Consider the following 19,817-nt stretch of genomic DNA (forward strand, 5'->3'; position numbering starts at 1 on the left):
AGTGACTGTGCCCGACGCCCACCTGTCCGAAAAGCGGGAACCGAGCGAACGAATCGGATTTCACACGAGTGTCGAGGTCCGTTGGTCGGACATGGATGTCTTCCAGCACATCAATCACGCCCGCATGGTGACACTGTTGGAGGAGGCTCGAATTCCGTGGCTTCTGATCGACGGTCGACCGACGGCGAACCTCCGTCACGGTGCAGTGATTGCCGACCTTCACGTCAAGTATCGCGGGCAGCTCCGGCACGAGGACGGACCACTCGACGTGTTCATGTGGATCGACAAGGTGCGAGCGGTGGATTTCGTTGCCGGTTACGAAGTGCGTGCGAAAGGCGCGTCGCTGGACACTCCGGCCGCGATTGTCGCGTCCACCCAGATAGCGGTGTTCGACATGGACACGCAACGTCTGCGGAGGCTGACGCCCGAGGAGCGCGTGTACCTCGAAAGTTGGCAGCGTGTTTGAACGGACTCTCACTGTTCCCGACGCCGTCGAGCGCGAGAATCTGACGGCTTTCCTGTCGAAGTCGGTGCGGCTCGACGAGGCGGCGGTGGTACGGCTCAGGATGAGGGCGGACGGGCGGCTTGCTGTGTGGGCATCGACCGGATTCGATGCGCTCGCGGTGAGGGTGATCTCGGGCAAGATCGTTCCCGACGACACCTCTGCCGCCGCGGACCAACTGCTCGCAGCGCTCGATTCCGAGTCGGACGGTGTCGTCGACCCCGGCTTCTCGATGGACTCGGCGTGGCGCGGCGCCCTACCTCCTGACACGGGATTCGCACATGTCGACGATGTCCCGGCGCGTGTGCTGATCGATCTGGCTCAGCGAGGAGCGGCGCTGGCGAAGGAGCACGGAAGCTCTCACGGGCCGCCGGTGTCACTGTTGGATCAGGAGGTGCTGCACGTCGATGGCGAGGCAGGCGATGTTTCCATCACTATGCGCACGGTATTTGCCCTCACTGCAATGGGATTCGTGCCGTACACCGGAGTCGACCCGTTGACGTCCGACATCGATCTCGAACGAATCGATGTCGACGAGAAGGTACGCGTTCGGGCTACGAAGGTGTGGTTACGGCTCGATGCCCGCTACGGATCGGTGTTCAGTCGGCGAGGAAATCAATTGTCGATCACCGTAGAACGTTGATGCGCGGTACAAATCGAATCAGGTCGGATCACACCAGCCAGGCGGTCGCGTCGGCGGGAAGCTGACCGTCGACCAGCGGTGCGCTGGACAGGAGCAACTCACCCGGTGGTAGCAGGATAGGCACGTCGGTAGCGTTGAGTGCGCAGATCAAGCCACCGCGTCGACGAAAAGCCAGGCATCCGGGAGGGCTTCCGTACCAGTCGATGTCTGTGCCTGAGAACTCCGGCCGCAAAGCGCGCAGTTCGAACGCCGTGCGGTACAGGCTCAGCATGGAACCGATGTCCTCCAGCTGTTCTTCGACGGTCAACGACGCCCACTCCGAGGGGATCGGAAGCCACGTGTCCTCGGATGTGCTGAACCCGAACGGAGGTGCCACGCCCTCCCACGGCAGGGGGACGCGGCAGCCGTCGCGTCCTCGCTCGGTACGCCCTGACCGCTCCCACACGGGATCCTGTAGCGCAGAATCGGGGAGGTCGACGTTCGGCAGCCCGAGCTCGGCGCCGTTGTAGACGAAGACAGCCCCGGGAAGCGCAAGTTCGAGAAGAATCATCGCCCGAGCACGAGCTGTTCCTCGCGCTCCGCCGCCGTATCTCGTCACCTCGCGCACCACATCGTGATTGGACAACGTCCATGTCGGGGTTCCGTCGACGAGCGATACCGCATCGAGCGAATTGGTCACTGCGTCGCGGATGGAACCGGCTTCGAACTCGGCCGCGGCGAGACGGAAGTTGAAGCCGAGATGCAGTTCGTCGGGTCGGATGTATTCGCTGAAACGAACGTTGTCCTGTACCCAGATCTCACCCACTGTCGTCGTACCAGGGTATTCGTCCACTACCTTGCGAATTCCGCGGTGGATCTCGTGGACTGCCTCGTTGTTGAACCGAGGGTCGTTGTCGTCGTTCTTCATGAGCGCATTGAACTCGAGGCTCATGCTCGGCAGGCCGGCCGGCTTGGCCATGCCGTGCGCTACGTCGATTCGGAAGCCGTCGATCCCGCGGTCCAGCCAGAACCGGAGCGTCTTCGTCAAGTCCTCGAACACCTCGGGGTTGTCCCAGTTCAAGTCCGGCTGTTCGGGGGCGAAAATGTGGAGGTACCACTGACCCGCAGTGCCATCGGCTTCGCGTATGCGTGTCCAGGCGGGGCCGCCGAAGATGCTGGGCCAGTTGTTCGGTGGCTCGGATCCGTTCTCGCCCTCGCCGTCGCGGAAGATATAGCGGGCCCGCTCGGGGCTACCGGGCCTCGACGCCAGCGCTGCAGCGAACCACAGATGTTGATCGCTGGTGTGATTCGGCACCAGGTCCATCGTGACCTTGATATCGCGTGCATGAGCCTCTTCGATGAGGGCGTCCATGATCTCGAGGTCCCCGAACAACGGGTCGATGGCACGTGGGTCCGACACGTCGTATCCATGGTCGGCCATGGGGGAGCGCATCACTGGGCTCAACCAGAGTGCATCGATACCGAGAAGTTCCAGATAGCCGAGCTTGTCTCGGACGCCGCCCAGGTCACCGAATCCGTCACCGTTGGAATCGGAAAAGGATCGCGGGTAGATCTGGTAGAAAACTGCATCGTTCCACCACGGGTCTCGCTCGAGCGCGAACTGATCGGTCACAGCAGTCTAGTCTGCCAAACCGAACACGAAGGACTCGACTCAGGATCTCCGATGATGTTGATCATCACAGCGCTGTCCCCGGATTCGATGGGCGGAAACGTCGGTTTGTCCGGAAACTGAGGTACCGTTTCGGCGAACCGACCGAGAGGTACGAGGACAAAAACTCATGATCGAACAGTCTGACCTGGCAGTGCCAGCGAAGTCCATCGAAGCCGTCCGGCTCAGCGAACTGCTGTTGCAGCCGTGTCCGATCAACCCGGACTGGATCCTCGAGGGTGAACCGGAGGCCCGGATAGCCGAATGGTCTCGCAGCACCGACGGGACAACCACTACCAACGTCTGGGACTGCACGGCCGGGAGGTTTCGGTGGTTCTTCGCCGTCGACGAAATCGTGCACATCATGGATGGTTCGGTCACCGTGTCCTCGGAGAATCACCCCGCCAGAACGCTGGTAGTCGGAGACGCCGCACTGTTCCGAGCAGGTACTTGGTCCGAGTGGCATGTGCCAACCTACGTTCGCAAACATGCGATTCTTCGCCGGCACATGCCGCGATCGATCCTGCTGGCGCTCGAGTTCGCCGATCACGTGCGGGGTGCACTACGGCGGGTCGAAGGGTTGGGCCGCAAGAAGTCCATGGCGACCGAGTCGACCCGGCTCTGAGGTCTCCGAACCCTCAGATGGCGGAATTGACCATCGAGGCTGCGGCCATCTCCATGTAATCGATCAGTTGAGTTCGGTGGGGCGCGTCCAACACGGAGTTGTCGATCGAGGCGATGGCCGTGTGCATGCACCGCAACCACGCATCTCGTTCCAGCGGGCCGATACGGAACGGGGAATGTCGCATTCGAAGGCGTGGGTGTCCACGCTCGTCCGAATAGGTACGCGGGCCTCCCCAGTATTGCTCCAAGAACATGCGCATGCGCCGTTCGGCTGGACCGAGATCTTCGTCCGGGTATATGGGCCGGACGATCTCGTCCTGTGCCACTTCTTCGTAGAACCTGGCGGTGAGCTTGTGGAACGTATCCGCGCCGCCGACCGCGTCATAGAAGGTCTGTTGCGGTTCGGTCATCGGTAATCTCTCTGTTGGGCGTTGTCCGGGCTCGAACCATTATCGGCCACTGTTGGGGTCCTCGATCGCCTGAGGTTCGCCTGGGTGGCCACGGCCGACTACTTGGCCAGCTCGACGACGCCGCCCTGGCGTCCGTTCGGGTAGGGGGCCTTGACACCTGCATCGTCGAACGCCTGCAATATTTCGCGGTGAAGCCTGCGTTGTACGGCCCATTGTCTCCCTGGGCGCGTCTTGATCGTGATTCTTATCGTGACGGTATCTGCGCTGACCGCGTTGACTCCCAACATCTCGGGATCGCCCAGCAGCTCATCCTCGAACGCGCCGGAGGTTACAACGTCGACGGTCGCCTTCTCGGCGACCTCGCAGGCCTCGTCGAGGTTGGCCGTATGGGCCACCGGCAGATCGAGCACCGCAACGGCGAATCCTTGGCTCATGTTGCCGACCCGTAGGACCTCACCGTTTCGGCAGTACCAGACTGTGCCGTTGACGTCGCGGATGGTTGTGACTCGCAGTCCGACACTCTCGACTGTTCCGATGGCTTCTCCCAGGTCCACGACGTCGCCTACGCCGTACTGATCCTCGAGCAGCATGAAAATTCCGGACAGAAAGTCTCGAACCAAATTCTGGGCACCGAAACCGAGAGCAACACCGACGATTCCCGCGGACGCGATGAACGGCGTCACGTTGATGCCCACGACGTCGAGCACCGACAAGACGAACCAGGTCAAAACGACGACCGACACAGCCGACTTCAGAACCGAACCGATCGTTTTGGCTCGTTGTCGGCGGCGCTCGGAAAGAATCGACCCCTGGAGGGTGCTCGGTGCGCGTTCACGTAACGGGCGGAGGAGGAGTGGTGATCGGTCGGAATTGCTGGCATTGCGCTGGGTGAACCGGTTTATCAGCTTGTGAAGTGCCCACCGGAGAGCCAGTGCCACTCCGACGTAACCGAGGATTTGTAAAGGTCTGTCCACCAGCCAGTCTCGACTCGTCTCGGTCAATTCGAAGGCCCGTGTGTCGAGCGCGAGAGCGGCGGGGAGGTACGGAGGGTTCGAATCGATTACAGACACTCGAAAAGTCTACGGATGACACAGAATCTCGCCACCCTGCGCTGATCCATCTGCCGTTCGTTCGAAATTCACTGCACGGCCGCTGCATTTATCGCGAAAAGGGGTGTGCACGCTCTACGAATTCGTGTTCCACTGTCACACGTGTTCCGCGCAAGCCATGCGCGGGCGCCGACATCTCCTCAGGAGAATCCTCATGAAGAACAAGCAGCACCGCCACCGACAACTCCTGCCCACTGATGTCCACGACACCGCAGACCAGCGGAAACGGATATCGGGGGCCTCTCCACTGCATGTAGTTTCACCCGGTGAGGACAGCGTCCCCGCCTGGGTCAAGCGCCGGGTGCTGCTTCTGAATGCCACCTTCGAGCCCTTGACCGCGCTGCCGATGCGTCGTGCAGTGGTTCTGCTCGTCTGCAGCAAGGCGGACGTCGTCCACGACGATCCCTCGGGCCCCTTCATTCGTTCTGCCGATTTCGCCGTCCAGGTGCCGTCTGTCATCAGGTTGAGAACATTCGTCAGAGTTCCCTATCGCGCCCGCGTGCCGATGACCCGCGCGGCGTTGATGCATCGTGATCGGTTTCGATGTGCCTACTGCGGCTCGAAAGCGGAGACTGTCGACCACGTCGTTCCGCGGAGCAGGGGCGGCGAGCATTCCTGGGAAAACTGCGTGGCATGCTGCGCACCCTGCAACCATCGCAAAGCGGACAAAATGCTCAGTGAGCTCGGATGGACGCTCCGCGCGCAACTGGTTCCTCCGACCGGTCCGCATTGGAGACTGTTGGCGAGCAACAAGGAACTAGATCCTGCCTGGCTGGCGTACCTGGGTGAGGGCGCGGCCTGAGTACTGCCCCGGCATCGCTCTCCGGTCGAAAGTCGGCTAACGTCACACCTTGTGAGCATTCTCGAGACTTCGCTGATATTCGGCGTCATTCCGATCGCGATCGTCGGAATTGTCGGCGCGCTGTCCTTCATCTCCGATAGGCAACCAGGCTTGAACGTGACGCCATACAAGCTTTCGGACAAGTGGACACGTGAACCATTGCTGTGGAGCGCGACCGACGAGGTGACACCGCACGGTGGACACGGCGACTCGCATGCATCCACCGCGGATTCGATCGGAGGGTCGGCAAGTGGCAAGTGGTGATTTGGTCAAGCGCTCACTCGATCAGGACGATCTGCCGTTCGGGTCCGCACTCACCTCGAGCGGTCGTGTGTCCACGGCCCACGAGTTCGGGACGAAGAGCCCGGAGCATCTCCCGTTCGCGACCCCGGACCTGGTAGCACTCGACGACGCACTCTCCGAGGCCACGCGGGCAACTCAGATCCGTTTCAACGTCTTCATCGGCGACTTGGGTGCGAATGTCTCCGCAGGCATGGACGCGCTGTTCCCGGGTACTCCAGACTCAATCCGATCGATCCTGATCGCGGTGGACCCGAACAACAAGGCTATTGAGATCCGCACCGGTCGGCGTGTGTCCGACCGTGCAACCGACCGAGTCGCACAGTTGGGAATCACCGCGGCTCTCGGACCGTTCCGCGACGGCAATCTCATCGACGGGCTCGTCAGCTCCGTGCGAGTCATGGCGGCAGCAATCGTCAGTCCCTGACGCTCTGGACTTCGCGCATAGCCAGTGGTGCATCGAATGCGCCGTTCGATCGAATCAGTCGATCGAACGGCGCATTCGCTCGTTGTGCAGTCGAAATCAGCTGGCGTCGAACTCCCGCGCAGCCAGTGACCGGACGATCCCGGCGCGGCCCTCGATAACGAGGCGCCGCAGTGCAGGCGGCAGATCCTTCTCCAGGAATCGGTCGGCAGCAGTCACGGATTCCGCTCGGACCGACCACGACGGGTACAGGCCGATCACGACAGTCTGAGCAACTTCGCTCGACCTCCTCGCCCATACGCCCTCGATTGCGCCGAAGTACCGGTCGACGTACTTCTCGAGGAGGTCGCCCTGACCTGGGCCGGCGAAGCCACCGATGATCGCGCGGGCGGTGATGTTCGGAACCGAGTCATCGTCGACGACCGTGGCCCACGCGTGCTCCTTGACGCCGCTGTCGGGGCGAATCGTGCGAGCCGCTGCAGCAGACCTCATACCCGCTGCAGTGTTGTCTCGCTCGGCTTCCGCGTCGATCGTGGGTGACGCCGACCCGTCGGCGTCGATCGCGCCCGCTGCTGCCAGCGCGGAAACCACGCGCCATCGAAGATCGGTATCGATTTCGAGGCCGTCCAATCGCTGACCCGAGGCATCACCGTCGAGCAGACCTCGCAGAACCTCGATGTGCCGATCCGACAGAGGAGAACCGGTCAACGAATTGACGAATGCCAGCTGATGATCGGATCCGGCGTCGGCTGCGCGGGCCTGTTCGAGCAACACGTCCGCGAACTCGGGCTTACCGTGCTCGTCGGCCCAGGCGGGGTCGGCATAGCTGCTGATGGCGGTGTGAGCCTGGAGCAACAGCCGCTGCACGACACCGACATCGGTCTCCGCGGAGATGCCGCGCTCGACGAGAGCGACGAAATCGCGTGCCTTCATCTCTGCTTGGCGAGTCATTTCCCAGGCCGCCGACCAGGCCAGTGTCCGGGGGAGCGACTCTGCGATGTCACCGATGCGCGCAACCAACGTCTCGAGCGACTCAGGATCGAGGCGCACCGAGCAGTAGGTCAGGTCGTCGTCGTTCACGAGGACCAGCTTGCCGCGTGAGACACCGACGAGACCGGGTACTTCGGTGCTCGGGGCCGCCTCCAGGTCGAGTTCGACGCGTTCGGTGCGCACCAGTTGGCCGTCGACGTCGTCGTAGATTCCGACGGCGATGCGGTGGACACGGTGCTCGCCCGCGCCAGGCTCGGCGCCGCTCTGTTTCACTGCGAACCGAGTGAACTTGCCGTCCGCGTCGACGTCGAAATCTGGGCTGAGGGTGTTCAGGCCCGTGGTGCGCAGCCACTGGTTGCCCCAGTCCGACAGGTCACGTCCCGACGACTTCTCCAACGCAGTGAGCAGATCGGAGAAGGTCGCGTTTCCGAAAGCGTGGTCGACGAAGTAGCTACGCAGGCCGGCGAGGAAGTCGTCCTTGCCGACGTACGCGACCAGCTGCTTCAGCACGCTCGCGCCCTTGGCGTAGGTGATGCCGTCGAAGTTGACCTCCACCGCAGCGAGGTCGGGAATGTCCGCCGCGATCGGGTGGGTGGACGGCAGCTGATCCTGGCGGTACGCCCATGCCTTCTCGACGTTGGCGAAGGTCGTCCAGGCATTGGTGTATTCGGTGGCCTCGGACTGGCACAGGACCGATGCGAACGTGGCGAAGGACTCATTCAGCCATAGATCGTCCCACCACGTCATGGTCACCAGATCGCCGAACCACATGTGCGCCATCTCGTGCAGTACGGTCTCGGCGCGACGCTCGTACGAGGCGCGCGTCACCTTGGACCGGAAGACGTAGTCCTCCAGGTACGTGACCGCACCGGCGTTCTCCATGGCACCAGCGTTGAACTCGGGCACGAACAGCTGGTCGTACTTGCCGAAGGCGTACGGAGTGCCGAAGTTCTCGTGGTAGAAACCGAAGCCCTGCTTGGTCTCGGTGAACAGTCGCTCGAAGTCCATGTGCTCGGCGAGCGATGCTCGGCAGTAGATTCCCAGCGGGATCGTGCCGTGATCGTCCGAGTAGGAATCCGTCCACTGCGCGTACGGTCCAGCGATCAGCGCGACGAGGTAGGTGCTCATCAACGGGGTCGTCTCGAACACGTGCTTGCCCGCTGCCGGTTCGGCTGCGTGCGCGGAGTTGGAAATGATCTTCCAGCGCTCGGGGGCGGTGACCTCGAGGTCGAAGGTTGCCTTCAGATCCGGCTGGTCGAAGCATGCGAACATGCGCTTGGCATCCGCAGTCTCGAACTGCGAATAGAGGTAGACCGACCCGTCGGACTGATCGACGAATCGGTGCAGTCCTTCTCCGGTGTGCGAGTAGGCGCACTGGGCGACAACGACCAATTCGTTGTCTTCCGCGAGCCCCTTCAGCGCGATGCCCGTTTCCTCGTCATAGCCCGAGACATCGAGTTCGGTGCCGTTGAGCGTCGCCGAGGTGACGGCGTCGGCGACGATGTCGACGAAAGTGTCGGAGCCGGGCGTCGCCGAGAATTCGATGGTCGTTGTCGACTGGAACGTCTTCTCGCTCGGATTACCCGAGCCGTCGGTCAGGTCGAGCACGATCGAATAGGAGGATTTGCCGAGCACTGCGGATCTTGCAGCGGCCTGGTCGCGTGTCAGGTTGGGAGCAACCACGTTGTTTGGGCACCTTCTCTGGTAGGGAACGTTCGGTACCACCATCCCATCACGTTCAACCTCAGGCATGCTGGTCGAGGGAGGCCTCGAAACCAGCAGGTGTGGAATGCCGTGACAGCGTTCGCGGTTGCCACTGCAAGAAGCACTCCAACTCGAACGAAGGAGCTTTACGTGACCGACAGTGGACAGAAGGACACCGCAGATTTCTGGTTCGATCCTCTGTGCCCTTGGTGCTGGATCACCTCACGGTGGATCCTCGAGGTCGAGAAGGTCCGCGATATCGACGTCAATTTCCATGTCATGTCTCTGGCTGTGTTGAACGAGGGTCGAGACCTTCCGGAGGAATATGCCGAGATGATGAAGACGGCCTGGGGACCTGTTCGCGTCGCAATCGCGGCTGCGCAGTCCGAGGGCGATCAGATCCTCGAGCCCCTGTACACCGCATTCGGCAGACGGATCCACAACGAGGGCAACCAGAATTTCGGTGAGGTCATCGAGCAGTCGTTGGCCGAACTGGGATTGTCCGCCGATCTGGCGAAGGCAGCGGAGAGCACCGACTACGACGAAACTCTCCGTACAAGCCATCACGCAGGGATGGACAAGGTGGGCCCCGACGTCGGTACTCCGACTATCCACGTCAACGGAGTCGCATTTTTTGGCCCGGTGCTCTCGCGTATCCCTCGTGGTGAGGAAGCCGGAAAATTGTGGGACGCATCGGTAATTTTCGCTTCGTACCCGCACTTCTATGAACTCAAGCGCACCCGTAGCGAGGATCCGCAGTTCGACTAGGCGCTTCGCACATGTGAGCGGAAATACGTCCTAGGGGACGTATTTCCGCTCACATATCACTAGGTCACGATGCGATCCGTCGCATCTTCGGTACCGAATGTGTGGTGCTCGCCCCGGCTGAAACGCCACGCAGACCAGGCCGCTGCGGCTGCGTCGAGGGCGTCGTCGAGCAGAGGACCCGGCGGGAGTTCGGCGAGGCCGTCGGACAGGTTCTGCGGATCGATCCACCGCTGCAGGGCCCGAAGACGCTGGCCCGCTCCACGGCCCGACTTCTTCGACACGAACGCCGCGCCTGGATCCATCAGCCGAAACGAGCATTCGGGATGGACTTCGACGACACGATCCACATCGAAATCGGCTGCGCGCCATGCCCGAACCCCTGGCAGAAGATGCCACGTCTGTTTGCTGATCGCCTTGCCTGTTGCGGCACGCGACGATGCACATGCATCAAGGTAGGTGTCTGCGCTGAGCACCGCCGACACCGGAGTGTAAAAGATCGACGAGCGGGCCGATCCGAGAAACTTCTTCGCTTCCGTCTCGCTGACTCGATACCCGGCCGCGGGCATGGACAACGGCATATCGACCCCGATCGAGACGCATCGCTCGGTGGCGCTCAACACGCTGCGAACGTCGGCTGCGACGGTCCATTCGACACGGCGCCCGTCGTAGTGCGCAACCACCCATTCCCCATTCGCTCCGTCGACACCGGCGACCGTGTTTTCTGTGCGCGCACTCACCTGTCAGACTCTAGGCATGCGCGTATACCTGGGTGCAGACCATGCCGGTCTCGAGTTCAAGAATCAGATCATCGAACATCTCACGGCGACCGGGCACGAGCCCGTCGACTGTGGTGCCTTCGATTACGACCCTGTCGACGACTACCCTGCCTTCTGCATCGACGCCGCTCGCCGTGTCGTGGCAGATCCAGGCAGCCGCGGCTTGGTGCTGGGCGGATCGGGGAACGGCGAGCAGATCGCCGCGAACAAGGTCCCCGGGGCTCGGTGTGCACTCGCGTGGAGCGTCGAAACCGCGAAGCTTGCTCGTGAACACAACGACGCGCAGCTGATCGGAATCGGCGGGCGCATGCACACGCTCCCCGAGGCACTCGCAATTGTCGACGCCTTCCTCGGTACCCCGTTCTCGGGCGAAGAACGGCACCAGCGACGCGTCGACATCCTGTCAGAGTACGAGCGCAGCGGTAAGGCTCCCGCCGTGCCCGGGGGCGAAGCTCTCGGTGGCGCCGGAAAGCCTGCCTAGAAGTGCCCGAGGGCCACACGCTTCACCGACTGGCCCGGCTTCATCAACGTCGGTTCGGCGGGGCGCCGGTAGAGGTGAGCAGTCCACAGGGACGGTTCGCTTCCGGCGCCGCGCTGATCGACGGCCTGGTCCTCGAGAAAGCCGAGGCATGGGGCAAGCATCTGGTGCATCGCTACGAAACCGACCTCATCCTCCACATCCATCTCGGTCTCTACGGCAAGTTCACCGAACAGTCTGTGCCGCTCGATGATCCGGTCGGTGCAGTGCGGCTGCGCGTGGTAGGAGAGCAGTACGGAACCGATCTCCGCGGGCCCACGGCATGTGAGATCTACACCGATCAGCAACTCGACGCGTTGATCGCGAGGCTCGGTCCGGACCCCATCCGTAAGGATGCGGATCCCGAGCTGGCCTGGAGACGAATCACCAAGTCTCGCACGCCTATAGGGACATTGCTGATGGATCAGAAGGTGCTGGCCGGTGTGGGCAACGTCTATCGGGCGGAGATCCTCTTCCGGCACGAAATCAATCCGATGAGACCTGGCAGAGATCTCGATCATGCGGAGTGGGATGCGATCTGGCTCGACCTCGTCGAACTGATGAAGATCGGTGTTCGACGCGGAAAGATCGTCACCATCAGGCCTGAGGATGATCATGGCGACAAGAGTTATGGCGACAGGGGTTATGTGACGACACGGCCCCGCTCCTACGTGTACCGCAGGGCGGGGCGTCCATGTCGAGTCTGTGGAACGGAGATACTGCATTCGGTGATGCAGGCGCGAAACCTGTTCTGGTGCCCCGTCTGTCAGGCAACCTAGCGGGGCGGTCGGGTGGTTGCGCAGGCTCCTAGAAGCCCCCGAAGTCGCCGCCGCCGCCGAAATCTCCGCCGCCGCCCCAATCTCCGCCGCCTCCGACGTCACCGCTGCCGTCGCCCATTGCGCCGTAGTCGCCGCCGGCGTCGCCCATGTCTCCTCCGGCGTCGCCCATGTCACCGGCGTCGCCCATGTCGCCACCTTCGGAGCCGTCACCGGTGCCGCTGGCGAACTCCTGCTCGCCGTAGCCGACTCCGGCCATGCCGGAGAACATTGCCGAGAACAGGAACATCGAGCCGACGCCCCACGCGCCCGCGACGAGCGCGGGCCGCCACCAGGGTTCGGAGTACCAACCGGCGGGCACCGGTCGCCCGGCGACCCTGCCGCCCGGATAGTAGTTCGGGGTGCGGTCAGAAGGGTTGGGTGACGCCTCGACATGGCGGCCTTCGAAGTCGACCTTGCGGTCTTCGGTAACCTCGCCTGCCGACTTCTGGCCGTCGATGCCCTGGATTTCGGGCCCCGGGTCCATTCCCATCGCAAGTCGGGCCGCACGTATGTAGTAGAGACCCTCCAGTGCGGTTTGCTTGGCGAGACGTGCTTGCTGAACCGTCGTTGCCTGATCGATCTGGGAGCCGGCTGCGATGTTGCGTTCCGACGCATCGGCGAGGGCCTGCTTCGACGCCGTGTCGCTGCCGATGAGGTTGTAGACCTGGCCGCCGAGGCGTTCGATCGACTGTCGTGCATCGGCCTTCGCGTCCGCCAGAGTGCTGGCGCTTGCTGCAGCCGAGTTCTTTTGGTTGCGGACGACGAGGTACACGACCGCAGCGGCGACGATCACAACGAGCAATAGGGCTTCCACTGCAATTGCCCCTTCCAGGGGTGCGTCCAGGATCGTGCGATTGCTCGATTCCTGTCCGACAAATCGGACACTCTTGACGATACGCGGTCGATCTCGGGGCGAACCGGTGTTGGTTGGGGCAGGATCGAATTCATGACTCCCGATGAACAGCATGCCCTTCTCGTCGTCGAATGCGATCGGATGGCATCGGTGTCCGCGGATGCGGCTGCAACACCGGTGCCGACAATGCCGGAGTGGACGGTCGAGAAGCTGGTCAGGCATGTGACGTTCGTGCATCGAATGGCACTGGCGGTGCTCTCGGTTCCTTCCTCTGGAGGAATGGCGAAAGCCATTGCAGTGGTGGAGAAGCCGGGACGCGGTCCGCAGTTCATGGACGACTATCGCGCAGCCGCCGCCGAGGTGCTCGCTGCGTACGAGAACGTGGACCCATCGAAACCTGTTGCCACCTGGGAAGGCGAGGGGAAGCCGGATTACTGGATCCGCCGGCAATTGCACGAGGTGACCGTCCACCGGTTCGACGTTCAGAATGCAGTGCACGTGGCTGGAGGTGCCCAACCCGATGGGATCGACGCAGCAGGCGCAGCTGACGGAGTGGGAGAGTGGGCCGAGAACTTCCTGACGCGTTTCTCCGTCGAGCAGGTCCCGGCACTGGCCGGTCGCACGGTCCACCTGCACACCGACGACGGCACCGAGGCCGAATTCTTCCTTGACTTCACCTCCGATCGGGTGGTCGTCAGCAGGGAACACCGAAAAGGCGACGTCGCGATACGCGGGTCCGCCGAGGATCTGCTGCTCGCGGTGTGGCGCAGAAGGCCGCTCGACGTGCTGGACGTCGTCGGCGAGGAATCGGTCGCCCAGGCTCTGTACGACGGTGTTCGGATCTGATCGTCGGGAGTCGGCCCGCTCCAGGACTTCAGCTTCCTCCGGCATGAATGGACCATGGCGACGGCTAGACAGCTTGAATGCGCCATTCATGCCAAGAGCGCGGGCGGCCTGAACGCAAAAAAGCCCGGCCCCCGCACTGCTGCGGGGGCCGGACCATTCACTGAGCCGATGACGAGAATCGAACTCGCGTAGCCTGTTTGGAAGACAGGGGCTCTACCATTGAGCTACATCGGCATGCATGCGACTCGGATGGGATCGCCATCTGCGCCGCTTGCGATTCAAAACTCTACATAACCTCGCTTCTGGATTACAAATTGCCTGCATGTAGAGTCGTTCAGGGCAGAAGCGGTTGCCCGGCGGGTACCGCTGGTGTCTGCTGTTCAGTGGAGCCTGTAGGTTTAACGGCGGGCGTTCGGGAACGGCGTCGGCACGGATCGTGAATATCGACGGGGTGTGGCGCAGCTTGGTAGCGCATCCGCTTTGGGAGCGGAGGGTCGCAGGTTCAATTCCTGTCACCCCGACAAAGGACGAAGCCGGATCCGATCAGGGTCCGGCTTCGTCGCAAGGATTCACAGCGCCAGCGGTTCCGCTGAATCACTAGAGCGGCTTGTCGCGGGTGATGGTGTGAATCGGACCGACAGCAAGGCAAGACCAGCAGAAGGAGCATGTCCCGTGAAGAGCACCGTCGAGCAGCTCAGCCCGACGCGAGTCCGTATCAACGTTGAGGTGCCCTTCGAGGAGCTCAAGCCTGATTTCGACCGCGCCTACAAGGCACTCGCTCAGCAGATCCGCCTGCCTGGTTTCCGTCCGGGCAAGGCTCCCGCGAAGCTTCTCGAAGCACGCGTCGGTCGTGGCGCAGTGCTCGAGCAGGTCGTCAACGATGCGCTTCCGACCCGCTACTCCGAGGCCGTGACCGCCGAGAACATCAAGGTCATCGGCCAGCCTGACATCGAGATCACCAAGATCGAGGACGGCGAAGAGCTCACCTTCACCGCCGAGGTCGACATCCGCCCGGAGATCGCGCTTCCCGATTACTCGACCATCAGCGTGACGGTCGATCCGCTCGAGATCTCCGACGAGGCCGTGGACGAGCAGCTGCTCTCGCTCCGTCAGCGCTTCGGCACACTGACCGGCGTCGATCGCGCAGTCCAGGACGGCGACTTCGTCTCCATCGATCTGTCGGCCACCGTTGACGGTGAGACGGTCGAGGAGGCTTCCGCGCAGGGTCTGTCGCACGAGGTTGGTTCGGGCCAACTCATCGAGGGACTCGACGAGGCAATCGTCGGTGTGTCCGTCGACGAGACCAAGGACTTCTCCTCCACGCTCGTCGCGGGCGATTACGCAGGCAAAGAGGCCGTCGTCACGGTCAAGGTTGTCTCCGTCAAGGAGCGCGAGCTCCCCGAGGCCGATGATGAGTTCGCACAGCTCGCCAGCGAGTTCGACACTCTCGACGAGCTGCTCGCCGATCTGAAGACTCGCGTCGAGCGGGTCAAGAAGGTCGAGCAGGCAGGCCAGATCCGCGACAAGGTACTAGAGACGCTGCTCGAGACCCTCGAGATCCCGGCTCCCGAGGCCGTCGTCAAGGCCGAGGTCGACTCGCAGGTGCACGAGGCAATTCACGGCCTCGAGCACGACGAGGCGAAGTTGGCAGAGCTGCTCGAGTCGCAGGGCTCTAGCCGTGAAGAGTTCGACAAGGACATCAAGGAGACTGCCGAGAAGTCGGTGCGTACCCAGCTCCTCCTCGATGCCATCGCCGAGGCAGAGAACACGCAGGTCGGACAGGATGAGCTCACCGAGCGGATCATCTTCCAGGCGCAGCGTTATGGCATTTCGCCGGAAGAATTCATCCAGCAGGTGCAGCAGGCCAACCAGCTCGGTGCTGTGTTCGCCGATGTACGTCGCGGCAAGGCGCTCGCGTCGGTCGTCGATCGCGTCAAGGTCACCGACACGGCTGGTGCCGATGTCGACACGGCCGAGCTTTTCGGTAGTCCTGTAGAAGCAGAAGAGCCTGCAGCAGGCGATTCTGCCGAGGGTGAACAAGAGAAGTAACGCTGACAGCGAACGACGGCGGTTCCGGGACTCCGGGGCCGCCGTCTTTCGTTAGTGTCTGTATCAGGAACCAACGATCAGTATGGAAAAGGCAGGTACCGTGACTGTTCAGAATTTGTCGGCTTCGCACCAGCAGAGTCCCGTTATGACTTCGGCCGCTTCCGGCCTGAATCTCAGCGACTCGGTGTACGAGCGTCTGCTTCGCGAGCGCATCATCTTCCTCGGTTCTCAGGTCGACGATGACATCGCCAACAAGCTGTGCGCACAGATTCTCCTTCTCTCCGCCGAGGACGCCACTCGCGACATCGCGCTCTACATCAACTCGCCCGGCGGCTCGGTCACTGCAGGCATGGCCATCTTCGACACGATGGAGTTTGCCGAGTGCGACATCGCGACCTATGGAATGGGTCTTGCGGCATCGATGGGTCAGTTCCTGCTCTCGGCAGGTGCAAAGGGCAAGCGGTACGCCCTTCCACACGCACGCATCATGATGCACCAGCCTTCCGCGGGCATCGGTGGTAGCGCAAGCGACATCGCCATCATGGCGGAGCAGTTCGCACACACCAAGCGTGAAATGGCAGAGCTGATCGCGCAGCACACCGGCCAGACCGTCGAGCAGATCACCGAAGACTCCGACCGCGACCGCTGGTTCACTGCGGCCGCAGCCAAGGAATACGGCTTCGTGGATCACGTCGTCTCACGCGCGCGGCAGGCCGGCGGGATCGGCGAATAAATCGTCTTTCATCCCGCCCCACGATCACTCACATCTTGGAGAAACGATGACAAACCTGTTCGACCCCAATCAGATGCCGTCCTCGCGGTACATCCTGCCGTCCTTCGTTGAGCACTCCAGCTACGGCGTGAAGGAATCGAACCCTTACAACAAGCTGTTCGAGGAACGAATCATCTTCCTCGGCGTGCAGGTCGACGACGCATCGGCGAACGACGTCATGGCCCAGCTGCTCGTGCTCGAAGGACTCGACCCCGACCGCGACATCACGATGTACATCAACTCGCCCGGCGGGTCATTCACGTCGCTGATGGCCATTTACGACACGATGCAGTACGTGCGCGCCGATGTCGCGACCGTCTGCCTCGGGCAGGCAGCGTCGGCGGCCGCAGTCCTTCTAGCTGCGGGAACCCCCGGTAAGCGTGCGGCACTGCCGAACGCTCGCGTGCTCATCCACCAGCCTTCCAGCGGTGGAATCCAGGGTCAGGTGTCTGACCTCGAGATCCAGGCCGCCGAGATCGAGCGTATGCGCCGCCTCATGGAGACCACCCTTGGTCGCCACACCGGCAAGGATCCCGATGTCATTCGCAAGGACACCGACCGGGACAAGATTCTGACCGCCGAACAGGCGAAGGACTACGGAATCATCGACACGGTCTTCGAATACCGGAAGTTGTCGGCACAGAAGTAGTCCTGAGCGGGTATCTTCGCAGGACCGTCTTGCGTATCGGGTGGGTGCAGCTACTGCATCCACCCGAGATGTATGACGAGCGAGATGTAGTAACGCTTCGGAGGTCTCTCGGCGATTGATTCTCCGAAGGTACGACGACTGTGGCGTCGACCGTTTCATCTCTCCTCGGAATTCTCGAGAACGAGCAGACTCGGACGGCGAATCACCGGAAACAACTCACCTATGTTCCAAGAACACGGGTACGGTCGCATGCAGGGGTCGAAGGCTGACATTCGACAAGTCGGTGTTTCGACAAGTCGGTGTTTCGACAATGCTGTGGATCGAGAAGTTGCTCAGGCCGATGGACATCCACCAGGGTGCTTTCGGCTGAACGCGGACAAGGGAAGTAGGAACCTCCGAATGGCACGCATCGGTGACGGTGGCGATCTGCTGAAATGCTCTTTCTGCGGTAAGAGCCAGAAGCAGGTGAAGAAGCTCATTGCGGGACCAGGGGTGTACATCTGCGATGAGTGCATCGACCTGTGTAACGAGATCATCGAGGAGGAGCTCGCGGAGTCGAGCGAGGTCAAGCTCGACGACCTGCCGAAGCCCTCCGAGATCCGGGACTTCCTGGAGAATTACGTTATCGGCCAGGACACGGCCAAGCGGACGCTGGCTGTAGCCGTCTATAACCATTACAAGCGCATTCAGGCGGGCGACAAGGCGCGGGATGCTCGCGGTGAGACCGTTGAGCTGGCCAAGTCCAACATTCTGATGCTTGGTCCCACAGGTTGTGGGAAGACCTATCTCGCGCAGACCCTGGCGAAGATGCTGAACGTACCGTTCGCCATCGCCGACGCGACTGCACTCACCGAAGCCGGTTACGTCGGTGAGGACGTCGAGAACATCCTTCTCAAGCTGATTCAAGCTGCCGACTATGACGTCAAGCGTGCCGAGACTGGAATCATCTACATCGACGAGGTCGACAAGATCGCGCGCAAGAGTGAGAATCCGTCGATCACGCGCGATGTGTCCGGAGAAGGCGTCCAGCAGGCACTGCTGAAAATTCTCGAGGGAACGCAGGCCAGTGTTCCTCCTCAGGGTGGTCGTAAGCACCCGCATCAGGAATTCATCCAGATCGACACGACGAACGTGCTCTTCATCGTCGCCGGGGCCTTTGCCGGTCTCGAGCGGATTGTCTCCGATCGCGTCGGCAAGCGTGGCCTCGGCTTCGGCGCCGAGGTTCGATCCAAGGCGGAGATCGACACGCAGGATCACTTCGCCGAGGTGATGCCAGAAGACCTCATCAAGTTCGGTTTGATCCCTGAGTTCATCGGTCGTCTGCCGGTGATCGCCTCGGTGACCAATTTGGACAAGGAATCGCTCGTGACGATTTTGTCCGAACCGAAGAACGCTTTGGTCAAGCAGTACAGCCGGCTCTTCGAGATGGACAACGTCGAACTCGAATTCACCAAGGACGCGCTCGAGGCAATTGCCGATCAGGCGATTCTGCGCGGCACAGGTGCTCGCGGTCTTCGGGCGATCCTGGAAGAGGTCCTCAACCCAGTGATGTTCGACATTCCCAGCCGTGATGATGTCGCCAAGGTCGTCGTGACCTCGGAGACCGTCAACGACAACGTGTTGCCGACCATTGTCCCGCGCAAGCCTGAGCGGCCCGAGCGTCGCGACAAGTCTGCATAGGCAACCAACGTGAGAAAGCCCCGGGCCATCGATTCGATGGCCCGGGGCTTTCGTCGTTTCGTGTCAGGCGATGAAGAATGCGTGAGCAGCTGGAAGTCCGGTGACCTCGCGGTGACGCACGGCGACCTCTGGATCGTGTCCTGGCACTACGAGGTGGGGTCCGTCGGCCAATTCGTTGATGCGATCGAACGCGCCGTACATCCCGGGGAGATCGTGAAGGATCGCGAAAGGTGAATCCGTTTCGATGTTTTCGTAGAAGTGACTTGCGTCCGAGGCCACCACGACGAATCCCTGCGCTGTGAGGATCCTGACCACAGCCGTACCTGCGGTGTGGCCGCCGACAAGATGGACCGAGAGACCGGGGAAAAGCTCAGCGTCGCCGTCGAGAATCCGAAGCCGGCTGCTCGAGCGGATGTGGGCTACGTCGGCTTCCGAATTCAGCCATTGTTCTTTCACGATTCTGCGCGCCCACGGACCGGTCCAGTATCGAAGTTCTTGCTCTTGAACCACGTACTCGGCGTTCGGAATATCGGCTACCGCACCGGTGTGATCGTAGTGAAGGTGGGTCAGCACAACAGCATCGATTTTCTCAGCGGCGATGCCCAGTTCACCGATCAGATCGACGGGTGATCCGAAGTACTGTAGACCGGCGATGCCCGACGCCGTGTGTGGGGAGATTCCCGCATCGATCATGACGGTTCGTGATTCCGTCACGGCCAACCAGACGTAATACGCGGTGGCGTGCGGCTCCTCTCCCCGGTCGTCGTATCCGTAAAAATGACTGCCGCGCTTTCCAGTTCGGAAGCCATATTGCACCGCATAGACACGCCAGGCATCGTCGGACGGCGGCCGGATGCTCTCGGCCGCCGTCGGAAACGGAACTTCCTGTACCAC

The 19,817-nt window shown here is 61.9% G+C and carries 21 protein-coding genes and 2 tRNA genes; 15 read left to right on the top strand and 8 right to left on the bottom strand.

Going from position 1 to position 19,817, the window contains the following annotated elements; translation table 11 throughout:
• Position 1 precedes the first annotated feature (1 nt).
• The gene (locus QMK17_RS14100; RefSeq protein ID WP_283509894.1) at positions 2–466 is read left to right on the top strand and encodes an acyl-CoA thioesterase; all 465 of its coding nucleotides are present in this window, start codon (positions 2–4) and stop codon (positions 464–466) included.
• Positions 459–1,145 carry a hypothetical protein gene (locus tag QMK17_RS14105; RefSeq protein ID WP_283509895.1) on the top strand — a complete coding sequence of 229 codons (687 nt, stop codon included), beginning with the start codon at positions 459–461 and terminating at the stop codon, positions 1,143–1,145. The genes QMK17_RS14100 and QMK17_RS14105 overlap by 8 nt, the downstream gene beginning before the upstream one ends.
• Positions 1,146–1,173: 28 nt before the next feature.
• On the opposite strand, the gene QMK17_RS14110 is transcribed toward QMK17_RS14105, so the two are convergent.
• Positions 1,174–2,757 carry a glycoside hydrolase family 13 protein gene (locus QMK17_RS14110; RefSeq protein ID WP_283509896.1) on the bottom strand — a complete coding sequence of 528 codons (1,584 nt, stop codon included), beginning with the start codon at positions 2,755–2,757 and terminating at the stop codon, positions 1,174–1,176.
• A 166-nt stretch (positions 2,758–2,923) separates the two neighbouring features.
• Between QMK17_RS14110 and QMK17_RS14115 the strand changes: the two genes are divergently transcribed.
• The gene (locus QMK17_RS14115; RefSeq protein WP_283509897.1) at positions 2,924–3,418 is read left to right on the top strand and encodes a cupin domain-containing protein; all 495 of its coding nucleotides are present in this window, start codon (positions 2,924–2,926) and stop codon (positions 3,416–3,418) included.
• 13 nt (positions 3,419–3,431) lie between these two features.
• Here QMK17_RS14115 and QMK17_RS14120 read toward each other — a convergent pair whose 3' ends face one another.
• Together QMK17_RS14120 and QMK17_RS14125 are read right to left on the bottom strand one after the other, a co-directional pair.
• Positions 3,432–3,827 (bottom strand): globin, encoded by a 396-nt coding sequence (locus tag QMK17_RS14120; protein WP_283509898.1) that lies wholly within the window; start codon positions 3,825–3,827, stop codon positions 3,432–3,434.
• A 98-nt stretch (positions 3,828–3,925) separates the two neighbouring features.
• Positions 3,926–4,897, bottom strand: coding sequence for a mechanosensitive ion channel family protein (locus QMK17_RS14125; RefSeq protein ID WP_283509899.1), 972 nt, complete (start codon positions 4,895–4,897; stop codon positions 3,926–3,928).
• Positions 4,898–5,090: 193 nt separating this feature from the next.
• On the opposite strand from QMK17_RS14125, the gene QMK17_RS14130 reads away from it, so the two are divergent.
• Genes QMK17_RS14130 through QMK17_RS14140 form a run of 3 tightly spaced genes read left to right on the top strand, consistent with a single transcriptional unit; the run spans position 5,091 to position 6,504 of the window.
• The gene (locus QMK17_RS14130) at positions 5,091–5,738 is read left to right on the top strand and encodes an HNH endonuclease (RefSeq protein WP_283509900.1); all 648 of its coding nucleotides are present in this window, start codon (positions 5,091–5,093) and stop codon (positions 5,736–5,738) included.
• 51 nt (positions 5,739–5,789) lie between these two features.
• A complete protein-coding gene (gene ctaJ, locus QMK17_RS14135) occupies positions 5,790–6,041 on the top strand; it encodes an aa3-type cytochrome oxidase subunit CtaJ (protein ID WP_283509901.1) in 252 nt (83 codons plus the stop codon).
• Positions 6,028–6,504, top strand: coding sequence for a DUF5130 family protein (locus QMK17_RS14140; protein ID WP_283509902.1), 477 nt, complete (start codon positions 6,028–6,030; stop codon positions 6,502–6,504). Before ctaJ ends, QMK17_RS14140 begins: the two co-directional genes overlap by 14 nt.
• 96 nt (positions 6,505–6,600) lie before the next feature.
• On the opposite strand, the gene pepN is transcribed toward QMK17_RS14140, so the two are convergent.
• The gene (gene pepN, locus QMK17_RS14145; RefSeq protein ID WP_283509903.1) at positions 6,601–9,174 is read right to left on the bottom strand and encodes an aminopeptidase N; all 2,574 of its coding nucleotides are present in this window, start codon (positions 9,172–9,174) and stop codon (positions 6,601–6,603) included.
• A gap of 171 nt (positions 9,175–9,345) precedes the next feature.
• On the opposite strand from pepN, the gene QMK17_RS14150 reads away from it, so the two are divergent.
• On the top strand, positions 9,346–9,963 hold the full coding sequence (locus QMK17_RS14150) for a mycothiol-dependent nitroreductase Rv2466c family protein (protein WP_283509904.1): 618 nt from the start codon (positions 9,346–9,348) through the stop codon (positions 9,961–9,963).
• A gap of 59 nt (positions 9,964–10,022) precedes the next feature.
• Here the strand turns inward: QMK17_RS14150 and QMK17_RS14155 are convergent, their stop codons facing one another.
• Entirely contained in the window at positions 10,023–10,700 is a 678-nt protein-coding gene (locus tag QMK17_RS14155) for a DUF429 domain-containing protein (protein ID WP_283509905.1), read from the bottom strand.
• Between the two features lie 16 nt (positions 10,701–10,716).
• Here QMK17_RS14155 and QMK17_RS14160 point away from each other — a divergent pair, with 16 nt between their 5' ends.
• Both QMK17_RS14160 and QMK17_RS14165 read left to right on the top strand, forming a co-directional pair.
• Positions 10,717–11,220 carry a ribose-5-phosphate isomerase gene (locus QMK17_RS14160; protein WP_283509906.1) on the top strand — a complete coding sequence of 168 codons (504 nt, stop codon included), beginning with the start codon at positions 10,717–10,719 and terminating at the stop codon, positions 11,218–11,220.
• A gap of 2 nt (positions 11,221–11,222) precedes the next feature.
• On the top strand, positions 11,223–12,035 hold the full coding sequence (locus QMK17_RS14165) for an Fpg/Nei family DNA glycosylase (RefSeq protein WP_283509907.1): 813 nt from the start codon (positions 11,223–11,225) through the stop codon (positions 12,033–12,035).
• A gap of 28 nt (positions 12,036–12,063) precedes the next feature.
• Here QMK17_RS14165 and QMK17_RS14170 read toward each other — a convergent pair whose 3' ends face one another.
• A complete protein-coding gene (locus QMK17_RS14170) occupies positions 12,064–12,888 on the bottom strand; it encodes a DUF1542 domain-containing protein (protein ID WP_283509908.1) in 825 nt (274 codons plus the stop codon).
• Positions 12,889–13,020: 132 nt separating this feature from the next.
• Between QMK17_RS14170 and QMK17_RS14175 the strand changes: the two genes are divergently transcribed.
• Complete coding sequence (locus QMK17_RS14175; protein WP_283509909.1) at positions 13,021–13,773, top strand: maleylpyruvate isomerase N-terminal domain-containing protein; 753 nt, start codon at positions 13,021–13,023, stop codon at positions 13,771–13,773.
• A 163-nt stretch (positions 13,774–13,936) separates the two neighbouring features.
• Here the strand turns inward: QMK17_RS14175 and QMK17_RS14180 are convergent.
• Positions 13,937–14,007 (bottom strand) — tRNA-Gly (locus QMK17_RS14180).
• A 213-nt stretch (positions 14,008–14,220) separates the two neighbouring features.
• Here QMK17_RS14180 and QMK17_RS14185 point away from each other — a divergent pair.
• The 5 genes from QMK17_RS14185 (at position 14,221) to clpX (ending at position 18,923) form a co-directional block, all read left to right on the top strand.
• Positions 14,221–14,294: transfer RNA gene (locus QMK17_RS14185), tRNA-Pro, on the top strand.
• Between the two features lie 151 nt (positions 14,295–14,445).
• Positions 14,446–15,822, top strand: a complete 1,377-nt coding sequence (gene tig / locus QMK17_RS14190) for a trigger factor (protein WP_283509910.1) — start codon at positions 14,446–14,448, stop codon at positions 15,820–15,822.
• An 82-nt stretch (positions 15,823–15,904) separates the two neighbouring features.
• Positions 15,905–16,555, top strand: a complete 651-nt coding sequence (locus QMK17_RS14195) for an ATP-dependent Clp protease proteolytic subunit (protein WP_283509911.1) — start codon at positions 15,905–15,907, stop codon at positions 16,553–16,555.
• 46 nt (positions 16,556–16,601) lie between these two features.
• Entirely contained in the window at positions 16,602–17,243 is a 642-nt protein-coding gene (locus QMK17_RS14200) for an ATP-dependent Clp protease proteolytic subunit (protein ID WP_075839372.1), read from the top strand.
• Positions 17,244–17,642: 399 nt separating this feature from the next.
• Complete coding sequence (clpX, locus tag QMK17_RS14205) at positions 17,643–18,923, top strand: ATP-dependent Clp protease ATP-binding subunit ClpX (RefSeq protein WP_283509912.1); 1,281 nt, start codon at positions 17,643–17,645, stop codon at positions 18,921–18,923.
• A 63-nt stretch (positions 18,924–18,986) separates the two neighbouring features.
• On the opposite strand, the gene QMK17_RS14210 is transcribed toward clpX, so the two are convergent.
• A complete protein-coding gene (locus tag QMK17_RS14210; RefSeq protein ID WP_283509913.1) occupies positions 18,987–19,817 on the bottom strand; it encodes an N-acyl homoserine lactonase family protein in 831 nt (276 codons plus the stop codon).

Origin of the sequence: Rhodococcus sp. G-MC3, from assembly GCF_030063335.1 — a bacterium.
GTDB lineage: Bacteria > Actinomycetota > Actinomycetes > Mycobacteriales > Mycobacteriaceae > Rhodococcoides.